The sequence below is a fragment of the Burkholderia sp. PR2 genome (genome assembly GCF_052372875.1).
GTDB lineage: Bacteria > Pseudomonadota > Gammaproteobacteria > Burkholderiales > Burkholderiaceae > Burkholderia > Burkholderia diffusa.
Map to the genome: position 1 here is coordinate 299,022 of NZ_JBQRWH010000004.1, position 15,501 is coordinate 314,522.

The 15,501-nt window shown below is 67.5% G+C and carries 15 protein-coding genes; 13 read left to right on the forward strand and 2 right to left on the reverse strand.

Annotation, left to right across the window (positions count from 1 at the left end):
- Window positions 1-127 precede the first annotated feature (127 nt).
- Window positions 128-1,123: a protein-methionine-sulfoxide reductase catalytic subunit MsrP gene (msrP, locus tag ACT2FV_RS18565; RefSeq protein ID WP_444504571.1), complete on the forward strand. Its 996-nt coding sequence runs from the start codon at window positions 128-130 to the stop codon at window positions 1,121-1,123.
- A gap of 20 nt (window positions 1,124-1,143) precedes the next feature.
- Window positions 1,144-1,833, forward strand: a complete 690-nt coding sequence (gene msrQ, locus ACT2FV_RS18570; protein WP_444505434.1) for a protein-methionine-sulfoxide reductase heme-binding subunit MsrQ — start codon at window positions 1,144-1,146, stop codon at window positions 1,831-1,833.
- Window positions 1,834-1,917: 84 nt separating this feature from the next.
- On the opposite strand, the gene lptM is transcribed toward msrQ, so the two are convergent.
- Window positions 1,918-2,199 (reverse strand): LPS translocon maturation chaperone LptM, encoded by a 282-nt coding sequence (gene lptM / locus ACT2FV_RS18575; RefSeq protein WP_124628070.1) that lies wholly within the window; start codon window positions 2,197-2,199, stop codon window positions 1,918-1,920.
- 36 nt (window positions 2,200-2,235) lie between these two features.
- On the opposite strand from lptM, the gene cyaY reads away from it, so the two are divergent.
- Window positions 2,236-2,562, forward strand: a complete 327-nt coding sequence (cyaY, locus tag ACT2FV_RS18580) for an iron donor protein CyaY (RefSeq protein WP_059599785.1) — start codon at window positions 2,236-2,238, stop codon at window positions 2,560-2,562.
- A gap of 82 nt (window positions 2,563-2,644) precedes the next feature.
- On the opposite strand, the gene ACT2FV_RS18585 is transcribed toward cyaY, so the two are convergent.
- Window positions 2,645-5,032: a penicillin-binding protein 1A gene (locus ACT2FV_RS18585; protein WP_108064679.1), complete on the reverse strand. Its 2,388-nt coding sequence runs from the start codon at window positions 5,030-5,032 to the stop codon at window positions 2,645-2,647.
- Between the two features lie 225 nt (window positions 5,033-5,257).
- On the opposite strand from ACT2FV_RS18585, the gene ACT2FV_RS18590 reads away from it, so the two are divergent.
- The 10 genes from ACT2FV_RS18590 (at window position 5,258) to ugpE (ending at window position 15,492) form a co-directional block, all read left to right on the forward strand.
- Window positions 5,258-6,181 carry a competence protein ComA gene (locus tag ACT2FV_RS18590; RefSeq protein WP_444504572.1) on the forward strand — a complete coding sequence of 308 codons (924 nt, stop codon included), beginning with the start codon at window positions 5,258-5,260 and terminating at the stop codon, window positions 6,179-6,181.
- Window positions 6,178-6,813, forward strand: a complete 636-nt coding sequence (locus tag ACT2FV_RS18595; RefSeq protein WP_444504573.1) for a fimbrial protein — start codon at window positions 6,178-6,180, stop codon at window positions 6,811-6,813. Before ACT2FV_RS18590 ends, ACT2FV_RS18595 begins: the two co-directional genes overlap by 4 nt.
- Window positions 6,810-7,679: a pilus assembly protein gene (locus tag ACT2FV_RS18600; RefSeq protein ID WP_444504574.1), complete on the forward strand. Its 870-nt coding sequence runs from the start codon at window positions 6,810-6,812 to the stop codon at window positions 7,677-7,679. The genes ACT2FV_RS18595 and ACT2FV_RS18600 overlap by 4 nt, the downstream gene beginning before the upstream one ends.
- Window positions 7,676-9,319 (forward strand): type IV pilus secretin PilQ, encoded by a 1,644-nt coding sequence (locus ACT2FV_RS18605; protein ID WP_444504575.1) that lies wholly within the window; start codon window positions 7,676-7,678, stop codon window positions 9,317-9,319. Before ACT2FV_RS18600 ends, ACT2FV_RS18605 begins: the two co-directional genes overlap by 4 nt.
- 40 nt (window positions 9,320-9,359) lie before the next feature.
- Window positions 9,360-9,914 (forward strand): shikimate kinase, encoded by a 555-nt coding sequence (locus ACT2FV_RS18610; RefSeq protein ID WP_082728862.1) that lies wholly within the window; start codon window positions 9,360-9,362, stop codon window positions 9,912-9,914.
- Complete coding sequence (aroB, locus tag ACT2FV_RS18615) at window positions 9,911-10,990, forward strand: 3-dehydroquinate synthase (protein ID WP_059599791.1); 1,080 nt, start codon at window positions 9,911-9,913, stop codon at window positions 10,988-10,990. Before ACT2FV_RS18610 ends, aroB begins: the two co-directional genes overlap by 4 nt.
- A 41-nt stretch (window positions 10,991-11,031) precedes the next feature.
- Complete coding sequence (locus ACT2FV_RS18620) at window positions 11,032-12,240, forward strand: deoxyguanosinetriphosphate triphosphohydrolase (RefSeq protein WP_151052085.1); 1,209 nt, start codon at window positions 11,032-11,034, stop codon at window positions 12,238-12,240.
- Window positions 12,241-12,330: 90 nt separating this feature from the next.
- The gene (gene ugpB / locus ACT2FV_RS18625) at window positions 12,331-13,665 is read left to right on the forward strand and encodes a sn-glycerol-3-phosphate ABC transporter substrate-binding protein UgpB (RefSeq protein WP_444504576.1); all 1,335 of its coding nucleotides are present in this window, start codon (window positions 12,331-12,333) and stop codon (window positions 13,663-13,665) included.
- A 100-nt stretch (window positions 13,666-13,765) separates the two neighbouring features.
- Window positions 13,766-14,650 carry a sn-glycerol-3-phosphate ABC transporter permease UgpA gene (gene ugpA / locus ACT2FV_RS18630; RefSeq protein WP_124628056.1) on the forward strand — a complete coding sequence of 295 codons (885 nt, stop codon included), beginning with the start codon at window positions 13,766-13,768 and terminating at the stop codon, window positions 14,648-14,650.
- A complete protein-coding gene (gene ugpE, locus ACT2FV_RS18635; protein WP_059599794.1) occupies window positions 14,647-15,492 on the forward strand; it encodes a sn-glycerol-3-phosphate ABC transporter permease UgpE in 846 nt (281 codons plus the stop codon). The genes ugpA and ugpE overlap by 4 nt, the downstream gene beginning before the upstream one ends.
- Window positions 15,493-15,501 lie beyond the last annotated feature (9 nt).

Here is a 15,501-nt window from a genome sequence, read left to right on the forward strand (position 1 = left end):
CGGCGCACTGCGTGCCCGGCGGTTTTCTTTTGTAACGGGCGGACGGTCCGGGCGTCGAACGGCGCAGGACGGCTCGGGTCGAACACCCATGAAGCGTGCGCGCCGCGCATGCAGGAGGAGCAGCACGATGTGGATCAAACACCCTTTGCGCACCGTACTGACCGGCGGTGATATCGCGCCGAGCGAGATTACGCCGCGCGCGGTGTTCGAGAACCGGCGGCGTGTATTGCAGGCCGCCGGCCTGGCGGCGGCGGGCGGATTGCTCGGCGGTAGCGGCGCGGCGTTCGCGGCCTATGCGTCGCCGGACGCGCGGGCCGCGAAGCTCGCGGCGAAAACCAATCCGAGGTTCGTCGCGGCCGACAAGGTGACGCCGTTCAAGGACATCACGTCCTACAACAACTTCTACGAATTCGGCACCGACAAGAGCGACCCGGCCCAGAACGCGGGCACGCTGCGGCCGCGCCCGTGGCGCGTGAGCGTCGAGGGCGAGGTGCTGCACCCGAAGGTGTTCGATCTCGATGAACTGCTGAAGCTCGCGCCGCTCGAGGAGCGCGTGTACCGGCTGCGTTGCGTCGAGGGATGGTCGATGGTGATTCCGTGGATCGGCGTGCCGCTGTCCGAACTGATCAAGCGCGTGCAGCCGACCGGCAACGCGAAATATGTACAGTTCATCACGCTGGCCGATCCGTCGCAGATGCCGGGGCTGTCGACGCCGGTGCTCGATTGGCCGTACTCGGAAGGGCTGCGGATGGATGAGGCGATGAATCCGCTGACGCTGCTGACGATGGGCGTGTACGGCCAGGTGCTGCCGAACCAGAACGGCGCGCCGGTGCGGGTCGTCGTGCCGTGGAAGTACGGCTTCAAGAGCGCGAAGTCGCTGGTGAAGATCCGCTTCGTCGACAAGCAGCCGAAGACGAGCTGGAACACGTATGCGTCGAATGAATACGGTTTCTATTCGAACGTGAACCCGAACGTCGATCACCCGCGCTGGAGCCAGGCGACCGAGCGCCGGATCGGCGAGGACGGCTTCTTCACGCCGAAGCGCAAGACCCTGATGTTCAACGGCTACGGCGATCTCGTCGCGTCGATGTATCAGGGCATGGATCTGAAAAAGAACTTCTGAGCGCGCCGGTGAGAAACGACATCCCTCCTTCGACGCTGACGCCCGCGAGTGCGTCCGGCATGCGCATGGCTGCCGCCGGTGGTGCAGGGGCCGGCACGGTTCGGAACGCCTCGCCGCGCTGGCTTGCGCCCGTCAAGGTGCTGGTTTTCGCGGCCGGCCTCTATCCGCTCGCGCGCGTGGTGCTGTTCGGGCTGACCGACCGGCTCGGCGCGAACCCGATCGAGTTCATCACGCGTTCGACGGGCCTCTGGACGCTGGTGATGCTCTGCGTCACGCTCGCCGTCACGCCGCTTCGGCGCGTGACAGGTGTTCCCGCGTTGCTGCGCTTTCGTCGGATGATCGGCCTGTTCGCGTTCTTTTACGCGACGCTGCATTTCACGACGTATCTGTGGTTCGACAAGTGGTTCGACGTGCTTGCGATCCTGAAGGACGTCGGCAAGCGTCCGTTCATCACGGTCGGCTTCGCCGCGTTCGTGCTGCTGATTCCGCTGGCCGCGACGTCGCCGCGGGCGATGGTGCGCCGGCTCGGCCGTCACTGGGCGACGCTGCATCGCGCAATCTATGCGATTGCGCTGTTCGGTGTGCTGCATTTCTGGTGGATGCGGGCCGGCAAGCACAATCTCGAACAGCCGAAGCTCTACGCGACGATCGTAGCGGTGCTGCTCGGCTGGCGGCTGCTTGAATGGGGCTGGCGGCGCATCCGTGCATGACGTGCGCGCCTGGAAAAACAAAAGGCGATGACGGGACGTCATCGCCTTTGTTGCGAACGGAGCCGCGCGAGTGGCGGTGTGCGATTACTGCGCGACAGCCGGACCGGATGCGGGCGTCGCGGCCCTCGACGCATCGCTCGACAGTTCCGGCGACAGCGTGAGCGGCGTGCCGGAAGAATCGGGAATGCTCTCGGACGACGCGTTTTCATCGGTCGGCATGACGTCCGACGGCGGCGTGTCCTGCTGCTGGATGGGCTTCGCCGGCAACGGCGGCACGGTGGGCAGATAGAGCGGGCCGCGTTGACCGCAGCCGGCAAGTATCGCCAAAGCCGCTACAATCGCGCTCATCCGGAAAACGACTCGCATGATCGTCCCTGAACAATTTAACCGATAGAGTTTAGCATGTCCGATACTGAATACCTGGCCCGTGCCGAGGCCGTGCTGGCGGCCGTCGAGCGTACCGTGGATGCCGCGAACGATGGCGATCACGACATCGATCTGGAGCGCAACGGCAGCGTGCTGACGCTGACGTTCGAGAACGGCTCGAAGATCATCATCAATCTCCAGCCGCCGATGAAGGAACTGTGGATCGCCGCGAAGGCGGGCGGATTCCATTACCGTTTCGTGGACGGCGAATGGCGCGACACGCGCACGGGCGCCGAGTTCTTCGCGGCGCTCACCGACTACGCGACGCAGCAGGCCGGTCTGCCGATCACGTTCGGCGCGTAACGTCCGGCACCCGATACGCCGGATCGAAGCACAAGAAAAAAGCGCCCTGCGGGGCGCTTTTTTCATGCTCGGGCCATGCGTGTCAATGGCCGCGGAACAGGTTCATGATGTCCTGCTTCTCCTGCTCGTCGACGTGCGGTACGGGTTCGTCGGTGTTCTGCACCGCCGGCGCCTGCGGCACGCCGACCGTCGATACGAAGCCGTGCCCCGGCGTGAACTCGGTGAAGTACAGCTCGCTGCCGAGCGCCTGGACGTCGTCCGGCATCGTCGGCTTGAACTCCGGCACGCCCTTCAGCGCCGCGCCCATGTAGTCGATCCAGACCGGCAGCGACAGGCCGCCGCCGGTTTCGCGATCGCCGAGGCTGCGCGGGTTGTCGTAGCCGATCCACGCGATCGCCGCGAGCGTGTGCTGGTAGCCGGCGAACCATGCGTCGTGCGAATCGTTCGTCGTACCGGTCTTGCCGGCGAGGTCGGTGCGCTTCAGCACATTGGTGCGCGCGCCGGTGCCGCGCTGCGCGACGCTCTGCAGCAGACTGTTCATCACGTACGCGTTGCGCGCGTCGATTGCGCGCGGCGCGTTCTGCTCGGCGATGAGCGGCTGCGCGCGAGCGACGATCGCGCCATTCGGATCGGTCACTTCGGCGATCAGGTACGGATTCACGCGGAAGCCGCCGTTCGCGAACACCGAGTACGCGCCGGCCATCTGCAGCGGCGTGACCTGGCCCGCGCCGAGCGCCATCGGCAGATAGGCCGGATGGCGGTCGGCGTCGAAGCCGAAGCGCGTGATGTACTGCTGCGCGTACTTCGTGCCGATGTGGTTCAGGATCCGGATCGACACGAGGTTGCGCGAGCGCTGCAGCGCAGTGCGCATCGACATCGGGCCTTCGAAGCCGCCGCCGTAGTTTTTCGGCTCCCACGGCTGGCCGCCGGTTTCCGCGGCGCTGAAATAGAGCGGGCCGTCGTTGATCACCGTGGCCGGTCCGAGGCCCTTGTCGAGCGACGCCGAGTAGATGAACGGCTTGAACGACGAACCCGGTTGCCGCCACGCTTGCGTGACGTGGTTGAACTTGTTCTTGTTGTAGTCGAAGCCGCCGACGAGCGAGCGGATCGCGCCGTCCTGCGGGACGATCGAAATGAACGCGCCTTCGACCTGCGGCAACTGCGTGATCGCCCACTTGCCTGCGTCGTTCCTCGAGACCCGGACGATCGCGCCCGGACGGATGCGGCGGTTCGGCTGCGCGCTGGCTGACAGCGCGCCCGACGCGAAGCGCAGGTTGTCGCCTTCGATCGTCGCGCTGCTGCCGTCGATGAAGGCGACGGTGATCTGCCGCGGGGTTGCGGCGGTGACGACCGCCGCGACCAGTTCGCCGTTGTCGGGGTGCTCGAGCAGCGCGTCGTCGATCGCCTGCTCGCGGTCATCGGCGCCGGCCGGCAGCTCGATGAAGCCTTCCGGCCCGCGATAGCCGTGGCGGCGCTCGTAATCCATGATGCCCTTGCGCAGCGCGGTGTACGCGACCTGCTGGTCGGCGGAGTCGATCGTCGTGACGACATTGAAGCCGCGCGTATAGGTTTCCTCGCGGTACTGCGCGTACATCATCTGCCGGACCATTTCCGCGACGTACTCGGCGTGCACGCTGAACTCGCGGCCCGCGCCCTTGACGACGAGCGGCTGCGCGACGGCTTCGTCGTACTGCTCGCGCGTGATGAAGTTCAGTTCGAGCATCCGCTGCAGGATGTATTCCTGGCGCACCTTCGCGCGCTTCGGATTGACGACCGGGTTATACGCGGACGGCGCCTTCGGCAGCCCCGCGAGCATCGCCGCTTCCGCGAGCGTGATGTCCTTCAGGTCCTTGCCGAAGTAGACCCGCGCCGCGCTCGCGAAGCCATACGCACGCTGACCGAGATAGATCTGATTCATGTAGACCTCGAGAATCTGATCCTTCGTCAGCGCGCGCTCGATCCGGTACGCGAGCAGCATCTCGTAGATCTTGCGTGTGTAGGTCTTTTCGCTCGACAGGAAGAAGTTGCGCGCGACCTGCATCGTGATCGTGCTCGCGCCCTGCGATGCATGGCCGTTCGTCAGCGCGACGAAGCCGGCGCGGGCGATGCCGGTGAGGTCGACGCCGCCGTGATCGTAGAAGCGCGCGTCCTCGATCGCGAGGATCGCCTTCTTGAGCGAGTCGGGCACGTCCTTGAAATGGACGATGTCGCGGCGTTCCTCGCCGAATTCGCCGATCAGCACGTGATCCGACGTGTAGATCCGCAACGGTACCTTCGGACGATAGTCGGTCAGCGCTTCGAGCGACGGCATGTTCGGCCACGCGACGACGAGCGCGTAGCCGAGCACGAGGCCGCCGGCCACGACGAGGGCCACGCACATCGCGGCGACGCCGATCAGGACTTTCAGCCACCAGGATCGCTTCTTCGGCTCGGGCGCGGGAGGCGGGGACGTAGGAGACGTGGATTGCATAGGCATACCGGAAAACAGTCCCGCGATTATAGCTGCCCGGTAAGACGGTCCTGGCGCGGGGGGGCGTCGGCCGGAACGCGGCGGATCGCGGTGCCGCCAGTATGGCGTCCGCGCGGCCGCTTGTGTCACGACTGGCCGTCCGGCCGACTGTCGGGTGCGCGCGGCGCTTTGCAGAATCAGGCATCGGAAACGCGGCGTGGGCCGCAACGATCGCGGGAGGGTGGAATGGCAGGACGATGGGCGGCGCGGTTCGCGCCGGGCAGGCACCGTTCGACGGGCATCGACGTCGGGGCGGACGAGGTGAGGGTGGCCGTGCTGAGCCGGCGCGGCCGGGCTGCGGATGTTCGGGTCGAAGGACTCGAGCGGGAGCCGGTCGGACTGGCAGGTGGGCCGGAGGACGCGCGCTGGGCTGCGGTGGCACGTGCGTTGGCGGCGGCCGTGTCGCGGCTGTCGGCGGCGGGTGTGTGCTGCGACGCACGCGGCGTGATGGCGCTGCGCGATGACGAGATGCAGACCGCGACGCTTGATCTGGCCGGACGCGACGACATCGCGGACGCCGCCCGGCAGGCGGCCGAACGGATCTCGGGGCTGGCACCCGACAACCTCGCGTTCGACTGGCGGCAGGACGACGATGCGTGCCCGGGCGAGATTGCGGTCGCCGTGGCGCCGCAGGCGTTGCTCGAGCGGCGGATCGACGTGGCCGCGCAGGCTGGCATCGATCTGACGGCCGTCGACGGCGAGTCAGCTGCCGCACTGCGCGCGTTGCGCTATGCCGCGCAGTTCGAGCCTGACGCACACGGCCCGTATGCCGCATTCTGGTTTAGCGACACGGGTTTGCGCGGCTGGCGGATTGACGGCGCGATCGCCGCGCCGGTGCTCGCGCTGTCCGGCGACGCGCAGGCGGCGTTGCCTGATGCATTGCGCCAGTGCGTATTCGAGCCCGTGCGCTGCGTGCTCGTGGCCGGCGACGAGCGCTGCATCGGCCGCTGCGGCACGTCGGCTGCCGATATCGGCGATGCGCTCGGGGTGGCCGTGGTGCCGTTCGACTGCACCGGATGGGACGGGCTGCCGCGCGAGCCCGCCGGCGCGCCGGGCGGTCCGGCGTTTGCCCTCGCGATCGGGCTGGCGCTGCGCGGGGTGTGGGAATGATGGTCGATATGGGGTTCGGGCGCGCTGCCGCCAGCCATGCCGCGCTCGGCGGCTTCAATTTGCTGCCGTACCGTGAGCGGCTGGCGCAGGCGCTGCGGCGCCGCCGCGCCACGCAGTGCGGGGCGGCGATCATGCTCGGTGCACTCGGGGCCTGTGTCTGGACAGGGGCGGCGATAGCGTGGCGATGGCGCGTGGATGCCGAGCGCACGCGCGTGGAGGCGCGGCTGCGGCAATTGCAGCCGCAGGTCGATGCCGCACGGCGCACCGCCGGCGCGGCAGCCGATCTCGCGCAACGCGATGTGCGGGCAGTCGTCCTTGCCGGGCCTTACCGGCGCGTTGCCGGACTGCTCGCGACGCTGGCGCTGGTGCGCGACGACACTGTTCGGCTCGACGCATTGCGTACGACACCGTCCGGTGCCGAGCTCGACGCGCGCGCGACGAGTTACCGGACTGCCGCGCAGTGGCTCGCACGGATCGCGGCCGAGCAGCGCGACTGGCGATTCGACATCGGTGCGTTGACACCGGCGTCGGCCACGCCGGTCCCGGGTTCGGCCGCGCCGTTCCGTTTTTCCGTCCAGGTGCGCTGGCACGACGCGCCGCCGCGACAGAAGGCAACGGGAGGCGGAGCATGACGGCCATCGTGCATCGGTCCATGCCTGACGGTGTCGAGTGGTTCGGCCGCATGACGCGGATGTCGCCGGCCGCGTTGCACGCCGTGGGTTGCGCGCTGGCATTCGCGGTCGTGACGGTGGGTGGCATTCATCTGATGAGTGCCGTCGATGGAAGCGGACTCGCACGCAGTCGCGCGTTGCTGGCAACGGCGCAGATACGGGCCGTCGACGCACAACGGCTGCTCGCGGCCGCCGCGCCGCGGCGCGATATGGGCACGCCTGCCGGGCGCGACGCCAGCTCGCCGCCTGCGCCAGGGTGGCCCGCGCTGATGCTGGAGCTGGCTGACCTGGTCCGTGGAAGCGGACTGCGGGTTGTGTCGATCGAACCACGTCGCACTGACGATGCAGCGCCGGATGGCCGGCGCACGGTACGGATCGTCGCGGACGGCGGTTTTCCGGCACTGCTGCGCCTGATGGGCGGGTTGGCGAGTTTCCCCGCGCTGGTGGTGCCGTCGGGGCTGCATATCGAGAGGAAACCGCCCGCGTCGCGGGTGGACATGACGATCGACGTGTTTCCGGCGCTGTCGGGGGCCCGCGTTCCGGACGGCGCGGAGGCGGTGCTTGCCGGTGCGCCGAGCGACGATCCATTCGGCGACGCCGGTTCGCCGACGGTAGCCGACGATACGCCGCCGCGCCTGGCCGGCACCATTCGCGACGGACGCACCGGGCTCGCGCTGTTCGACGCCGGCGATGGCGCATTCGCGACCGTCGCGCCGGGCGAGGCGTTCGGGGTGTCGCGTGTGGTGAGCGTCGATGCCGGTGCCGTGACGGTCGCGACGGCCGATGGCGCACGCCGGTTCGTCGTGGACGACGGAGACCACTCATGACGAAGTACGGATGGTGGGTGATCGCATTCTGGGCTGGATCGAGCGCGGCCACCGTGGATGCGGCGCTACCGCCTTTGCCGCCGGCCGGCTGGCCGATCGGATCGATACGGGCGTACGCCGAGGAGACGCCGCTGCCGCAGGGCGCGCCTGATGGCGCGGACGGCGTGGGCGGTGACGCGCCCGCGCACGATGGTCCGCAGCCGTTCGACCAAGCGGCGCGCGCGGTACTTCAGGCGGACACTGCGGCACCGGTGCTCCAGCTGGAAGGGCCGCCGATTCCATTGCCTCCGCCGGTGCGCATGAGCGACGCCGCGGCGCGGCACCCCGGCGATGCCGACGACGCGCGTCGAATCTCGCTGAATCTGCAGGGCGCCGGGCTCGCGGCCGCATTCGACGCGCTCGCGCGATTCACCGGGCTGAACATCATCGTCGGCGAGCAGGTGCGCGGTACCGTGACATTACGTCTGAACAATGTCCGCTGGCGCGATGCGTTCGATACGTTGCTCGACACGCACGGGCTGGCGATGTCCCGGCGCGGCAACGTGATCTGGGTCACTCCGGCGGCCGAACTCGCCGCGCGGGAGCGCGAGCGCTTCGAAACGCACGCTCGTGCGGCCGAGCTGGAGCCGCTCGCGAGCCGAACCTTCGCGCTGCATTACCCACGTGCGCAGGACGTGCAGCGGTTGCTGGCGGGGGCGACCGGCCAGCGCCTGCTGTCGAAACGCGGCGCCGCGGCGGCCGATCCGCGCATGAACTTGTTGTTCGTCACCGACCTGGCGCCGCGCATCGAGCAGATCGCGGGCCTGATCGACGCGATCGACCGGCCGTCGCGGCAGGTCCGGATCGAGGCGCGCATCGTCGAGGGCGAACAGGGGTTCTCGCGCAATCTCGGGGCTCGCGTCGCGCTGCGCGCCCAAGGGCGGGCCCCCGTAGCCGAGGGGGCGGCGCCCGCGACGGACACGCGCAACGCGCTCGACCTGGCCGCGCGACCGCTCGGCGGCTTCGAGGCGGCGACGGCCGGCTTCACGTTGTTCGCAGCGCCCCTCAGCCGCGTGCTCGACATCGAATTGAGCGCGCTCGAGGCGCAGGGCCGGGGCCAGATCGTTTCCAGCCCGCGCGTGGTGACGGCCGATCGCGTGAAGGCGATCGTCGAACAGGGGTCGGAGCTGCCGTACCAGGCGAAAGTCGGCAACGGCGTGAGCGGCGTGCAGTTCCGCCGAGCGACGCTGAAGCTCGAGGTCGAGCCGCAGATCACGCCCGACGGGCGCGTCGTGCTCGACCTGGACGTGACGAAGGACAGCATCGGCGAGCCGACGGCCGCCGGCCCGGCGATTCATACGAAGCACGTCCAGACGCGTGTCGAGGTCGAGGACGGCGGAACGGTCGCCATCGGCGGGATTTACGAGCAGTTGAACCGGGACGATGTGACGCGGGTGCCGCTCTTGGGCAAAATACCGGTTCTGGGCGCGCTTTTCCGGCACCGTGCGCGGCGCGACCAGCGTAACGAATTGGTCGTCTTCATCACGCCGACGGTCGTCGGCGCGCGTTGCGAAACGGCCGGCGCGGGCGACGCGGATGCGGGAAAAGCGGGGCCGGAAGCCGGTGGTGCAGGCTCGACAAGGCAGCCGCTTTGCCAGTAAGCTGCGCCACACACCAGCAAGATTCAAGCAGAGGAAGCCGTTGCAAGCGCGGGACCCACACGCAAACGTATTTTTCGTCGGCCTTATGGGAGCGGGTAAGACCACCGTGGGCCGTGCGGTCGCGCGCCGGCTCGACAGGACGTTCTTCGACTCCGACCACGAAATCGAGGCCCGCACGGGTGCGCGCATTCCGGTGATCTTCGAGATGGAGGGCGAGGCCGGGTTTCGCGACCGCGAATCGCAGGTGATCGCCGATCTGACGCAGCGCGAGAACATCGTGCTCGCGACGGGCGGCGGCGCGGTGCTGCGCCCTGAAAATCGCGATTGCCTGAAAGGCAGCGGCATCGTCATCTATTTGCGCGCCAATCCGCACGATCTGTGGCTGCGCACGCGCAAGGACAAGAACCGCCCGCTGTTGCAGACCGACGATCCGAAGGCGCGTCTCGAAGCGCTCTACGAAGTACGCGACCCGCTTTACCGCGAATGCGCGGACTTCATCATCGAGACCGGCCGTCCGTCGGTCAACGGCCTCGTCAACATGGTGCTGATGCAACTCGAACTGGCAGGCGTCGTCGCCAAGCCGCTACAAGCATGATTACCGTCAACGTCGATCTGGGCGACCGCGCCTACCCGATTCACATTGGTGCCGGCCTGATCGGCCGCACCGAGCTGTTCGCTCCTCACATCACCGGTTCGTCGATCACGATCGTCACGAACACGACGGTCGATCCGCTCTACGGCGATGCGCTGCGCGCGGCGCTCGCGCCGCTCGGCAAGCGCGTCTCGACGGTCGTGCTGCCGGACGGCGAGGCCTACAAGAACTGGGAAACGCTGAACCTGATCTTCGACGGCCTGCTGACCGAGCGCGCCGATCGCAAGACGACACTCGTCGCACTCGGCGGCGGCGTGATCGGCGACATGACCGGTTTCGCCGCCGCGTGCTACATGCGCGGCGTGCCGTTCATCCAGGTGCCGACGACGCTGCTGTCGCAGGTCGATTCGTCGGTCGGCGGCAAGACGGGCATCAACCACCCGCTCGGCAAGAACATGATCGGCGCGTTCTACCAGCCGCAGGCCGTGATCGCCGATATCGGCGCGCTGACCACGCTGCCCGATCGCGAGCTGGCGGCCGGCGTGGCCGAGGTCATCAAGACGGGCGCGATCGCCGATGCGGCATTCTTCGACTGGATCGAGGCGAACGTCGATGCGCTTAACCGCCGCGAGCCGGCCGCCCTCGCGCATGCGGTGAAGCGCTCGTGCGAGATCAAGGCGAGCGTGGTCGCGGCCGATGAACGCGAAGGCGGGCTGCGCGCGATCCTGAATTTCGGCCATACGTTCGGCCATGCGATCGAGGCCGGGCTCGGCTACGGCGAGTGGCTGCACGGCGAAGCGGTCGGCTGCGGGATGGTGATGGCGGGCGACCTGTCGGTGCGGCTCGGCCTCCTCGACGAAGCGTCGCGGCAGCGGCTCGATGCGGTGATCGCCGCCGCGCACCTGCCGGTCCGCGGGCCGGCACTCGGCGATGCGCGCTACATGGAGCTGATGCGCGTCGACAAAAAAGCCGAAGCCGGCGCGATCAAGTTCATCCTGCTGAAGCGATTCGGCGATACGCTGATCACCCAGGCGCCCGACGAAGCCGTGTTCGCCACCCTGGCGCAGACGACCCGGTAACGGCGCCCCGGATGCCCCGGCGCCCCTGACATGGAGGAGACGTGAGCGAGACATCCAGCAGCAAACCGTCCAAAGCCGGCAGCGCATCCGTCGCGGCGCCGGCCGAGCCGCCGACGCTGGCGGCGCTGGAAGCCCATCTCGCTCCGTATGCCGCCCACGCGTCGCAGTCGCGCGGCCGCCGCCATCAGGAAACACCGCCGGCGGCGCGCACCGAATTCCAGCGCGACCGCGACCGTATCGTTCATTCGACCGCGTTCCGCCGGCTCGAATACAAGACGCAGGTCTTCGTCAACCACGAAGGCGACCTCTTCCGCACGCGTCTCACGCACAGCCTCGAAGTCGCGCAGATCGCGCGTTCGGTCGCGCGCAACCTGCGGCTCAACGAGGATCTCGTCGAAGCGATCTCGCTCGCGCACGATCTCGGTCACACGCCGTTCGGCCATGCCGGGCAGGACGCGCTGAACGCGTGCATGCGCGAGCACGGCGGCTTCGAGCACAACCTGCAGAGCCTGGCCGTGGTCGATGAACTCGAGGAGCATTACGGCGCGTTCAACGGCCTGAATCTGTGCTTCGAGACGCGCGAAGGCATCCTCAAGCACTGCTCGCGCGAGAACGCGCGCAAGCTCGGCGCGCTCGGCGAGCGCTTCCTGCAAGGGCGCCAGCCGTCGCTGGAAGCGCAGCTCGCGAACATCGCGGACGAAATCGCGTACAACAACCACGACGTCGACGACGGCCTGCGCTCCGGCCTGATCACGATCGAGCAGCTCGCCGAAGTCGAGCTGTGGCAGCGCCACTACGACGCCGCGCTCACCGAATTCCCGCATCTGGAAGGTCGCCGCCTCGTCCACGAGACGGTGCGCCGCATCATCAACACGCTGATCGTCGACCTCATCGACGAGACCACGCGCAATCTCGCGCGTGTCGCGCCCGCGTCGCTCGACGACGTGCGCGCCGCGCCGCAGCTCGTCGCGCACAGCGAGGCGATCGCCGCGCAGGCGGCGGCCCTCAAGCGCTTCCTGTTCAAGAACCTGTATCGCCACTACAAGGTGATGCGCATGGCGAACAAGGCGCAGCGCGTCGTCACGGGGCTGTTCGACGCGTTCATCGACGATCCGCGCCTGCTGCCGCCGCCATACCAGTCGGACGACGAAGCGCAGCAGCCGCGCCTCGTCGCGCACTACATCGCCGGCATGACCGACCGCTTCGCGCTGAAGGAATATCAGCGCCTGTTCGTCATCAACGACAACTGACTGTCACAAACGATCACTAGACTTCGCCGGTTCAATGGCGACGGGAATGTTGCACACGCTGTTGGTAACGTTTTCATAGGAGAGAGGTCGATGAAGAAGAAGCCTGCGGGGACCGTGGTTCGCTCGATCGCGCTGGGCGGCGCGCTCATGTTCGGTATGCAGCATGCGGCGTTCGCCGTGACGGAGATCCAGTTCTGGCATGCGATGGAGTCGGCGCTCGGCGAGCGCGTGAACGAGCTCGCCGCGCAGTTCAATGCATCGCAGGGCGACTACAAGATCGTGCCGGTCTTCAAGGGCACCTACGATCAGGCGCTCGCGGCGGGCATCGCCGCCTATCGCAGCGGCAACGCGCCGGCGATCCTCCAGGTCTATGAAGTCGGCACCGCGACGATGATGCAGGCGAAGAAGGCCGTCGTGCCCGTCTACGACGTGTTCAAGCAGGCCGGCGTGCCGCTCGACGAAAAGGCGTTCGTGCCGACCATCGCGAGCTACTACAGCGACGCGAAGACGGGCCATCTCGTGTCGATGCCGTTCAACAGCTCGACGCCGGTGCTGTACTACAACAAGGATGCGTTCAAGAAGGCCGGGCTCGATCCGAACCAGCCGCCGAAGACGTGGGCCGACGTGCAGGCCGACGCGGAGAAGCTGCGCAAGTCCGGGATGGCGTGCGGCTTCACGACCGGCTGGCAAGGCTGGATCCAGCTCGAAAACTACAGCGCGTGGCATGCGCTGCCGTTCGCGAGCCGCAACAACGGCTTCGACGGCACCGACGCGGCGCTCGAATTCAACAAGCCGCAGCAGATCGCGCACATCGCGTTCCTGCAGCAGATGCAGAAGGACGGCACGTTCACGTATGCGGGCCGCAAGGACGAAGCGTCCGCGAAGTTCTACAGCGGCGACTGCGGGATCCTGACGACGTCGTCGGGCGCGCTCGCGAACGTGCAGAAGTTCGCGAAGTTCGGCTACGGCACCGGCATGATGCCGTACGACGCGAACGTGAAGGGTGCGCCGCAGAACGCGATCATCGGCGGCGCGAGCCTGTGGGTGCTGGCCGGCAAGGATCCGGCGACCTACAAGGGCGTCGCGAAATTCCTCGCGTTCCTGGCCTCGCCGCCGATCGCCGCCAAGTGGCACCAGGAAACGGGCTACCTGCCGGTCACGACGGCTGCGTACGACCTCACGCGCCAGCAGGGCTTCTATGCGAAGAACCCGAGCGCGGAAACCGCGATCAAGCAGATGATGAACAAGCCGCCGCTGCCTTACACGAAGGGGCTGCGCCTCGGCAACATGCCGCAGATCCGCACGGTCGTCGACGAGGAACTGGAGCAGGTCTGGGCGCAGAAGAAGTCGCCGAAGGACGCGCTCGATTCGGCGGCCTCGCGCGGCGACGAACTGCTGCGCCGCTTCGAGAAGTCGGGCGGCTGATCCCGCATCGCGTGCGTGTCGCCGGTCGCCGCGTCGCATATGCGACACGCGCGGCCGGCGGCGCGGTTCCTTTCCCGTTTCGCCTGACCGGATGCCCGCGATGCAATCCCGTTCCCGTTTCGGCGCGAGCCTGCTGCCGTACCTGCTGATCGCGCCGCAACTCGCGATCACCGCCGTATTCTTTCTGTGGCCGGCCGGCGTCGCGCTGTGGCAGTCCACGCAGATGCAGGACGCGTTCGGCACGTCGAGCGAATTCGTCGGCTTCGCGAACTTCGCGCGCCTGTTCGCCGATCCGCTGTACCTCGACTCGTTCCGCACGACGCTGGTGTTCAGCTCGCTCGTCACGGTCAGCGGGCTCGTCGTGTCGCTGTTGCTCGCCGCCTGCGCCGACCGCGTGATCCGCGGCGCGCGCGTGTACCGCACGCTGCTGATCTGGCCGTACGCGGTCGCGCCGACGATCGCGGCCGTGCTGTGGGCGTTCCTGTTCAACCCGAGCATCGGGCTCGTCACCTATGCGCTCGCGAAGGGCGGCATCGTGTGGAATCACGCGCTGAATGGCGGCCAGGCGATGTTCCTCGTCGTGCTCGCGTCGGTGTGGAAGCAGGTGAGCTACAACTTCCTGTTCTTCTACGCGGGGTTGCAGGCGATCCCGCGCTCGCTGATCGAGGCGGCGGCGATCGACGGTGCCGGGCCGGTGCGGCGCTTCTTCCACATCGTGCTGCCGCTGCTGTCGCCCACGAGCTTCTTCCTGCTGGTCGTGAACCTCGTCTATGCGTTCTTCGACACGTTCCCGGTGATCGACGCGGCCACCGCGGGCGGCCCCGCGCAAAGCACCAAGACGCTGATCTACAAGATCTTCACGGAGGGCTTCCAGGGCCTCGACATCGGCAGCTCGGGCGCGCAGTCGGTCGTGCTGATGATCATCGTCGTCGGCCTGACGGTGATCCAGTTCCGTTTCGTCGAACGCAGGGTGCAATACGCATGATCGAAAATCGCAAGGGCTTCGACCTGTTCTGCCACGCGGTGCTGATCGCGGGCGTCGTGCTGATCGTGTTCCCGGTGTACGTCGCGTTCTGCGCGGCGACCATGAACGCGCAGGAAGTGTTCACGATCCCGCTGTCGCTGGTGCCGAGCACGCACCTGCTGGAGAACATCGCCTACATCTGGGGGCACGGCAGCGGCGGCACGACGGCGCCGTTCGGCCGGCTGCTCGTCAACAGCTTCGTGATGGCGCTCGGCATCGCGGTCGGCAAGATCGCGGTGTCGATCCTGTCCGCGTATGCGATCGTCTATTTCCGCTTCCCCTTCCGCAACACGGCGTTCTGGCTGATCTTCATCACGCTGATGCTGCCGGTCGAGGTGCGAATATTCCCGACCGTGCAGGTCGTGTCGACGCTGAACCTGACGAACACCTACGCCGGGCTCTCGCTGCCGCTGATCGCATCGGCGACCGCGACGTTCCTGTTCCGCCAGTTTTTCATGACGCTGCCCGACGAACTGATGGACGCCGCGCGCATCGACGGTGCGGGGCCGCTGCGCTTTTTCCGGGACGTCGTGCTGCCGCTGTCGAAGACGAGCATCGCGGCGCTGTTCGTGATCACGTTCATCTACGGCTGGAACCAGTATCTGTGGCCGATCCTGATCACGACCGAGGCGTCGCTGTCGACGGCGGTGGTGGGCATCAAGACGATGATCGCGAGCGGTGACGCCGCGACTGAATGGCAATACGTAATGGCGGCGACGCTGCTGGCGATGATTCCGCCGCTCGTCGTCGTGCTGGCGATGCAGCGCTGGTTCGTGCGCGGCCTCGTCGATTCCGAGAAATGAACCACGGAC

What these genes read in the sequence shown, in the direction of transcription:
- msrP (WP_444504571.1), top strand. Translation starts at nt 128, where the DNA reads ATGTGGATCAAACACCCTTTGCGCACCGTACTGACCGGCGGTGATATC.
- lptM (WP_124628070.1), bottom strand. Translation starts at nt 2,199, where the DNA reads ATGCGAGTCGTTTTCCGGATGAGCGCGATTGTAGCGGCTTTGGCGATA.
- cyaY (WP_059599785.1), top strand. Translation starts at nt 2,236, where the DNA reads ATGTCCGATACTGAATACCTGGCCCGTGCCGAGGCCGTGCTGGCGGCC.
- ACT2FV_RS18585 (WP_108064679.1), bottom strand. Translation starts at nt 5,032, where the DNA reads ATGCAATCCACGTCTCCTACGTCCCCGCCTCCCGCGCCCGAGCCGAAG.
- ACT2FV_RS18590 (WP_444504572.1), top strand. Translation starts at nt 5,258, where the DNA reads ATGGCAGGACGATGGGCGGCGCGGTTCGCGCCGGGCAGGCACCGTTCG.
- ACT2FV_RS18595 (WP_444504573.1), top strand. Translation starts at nt 6,178, where the DNA reads ATGATGGTCGATATGGGGTTCGGGCGCGCTGCCGCCAGCCATGCCGCG.
- ACT2FV_RS18600 (WP_444504574.1), top strand. Translation starts at nt 6,810, where the DNA reads ATGACGGCCATCGTGCATCGGTCCATGCCTGACGGTGTCGAGTGGTTC.
- ACT2FV_RS18605 (WP_444504575.1), top strand. Translation starts at nt 7,676, where the DNA reads ATGACGAAGTACGGATGGTGGGTGATCGCATTCTGGGCTGGATCGAGC.
- aroB (WP_059599791.1), top strand. Translation starts at nt 9,911, where the DNA reads ATGATTACCGTCAACGTCGATCTGGGCGACCGCGCCTACCCGATTCAC.
- ugpB (WP_444504576.1), top strand. Translation starts at nt 12,331, where the DNA reads ATGAAGAAGAAGCCTGCGGGGACCGTGGTTCGCTCGATCGCGCTGGGC.
- ugpA (WP_124628056.1), top strand. Translation starts at nt 13,766, where the DNA reads ATGCAATCCCGTTCCCGTTTCGGCGCGAGCCTGCTGCCGTACCTGCTG.
- ugpE (WP_059599794.1), top strand. Translation starts at nt 14,647, where the DNA reads ATGATCGAAAATCGCAAGGGCTTCGACCTGTTCTGCCACGCGGTGCTG.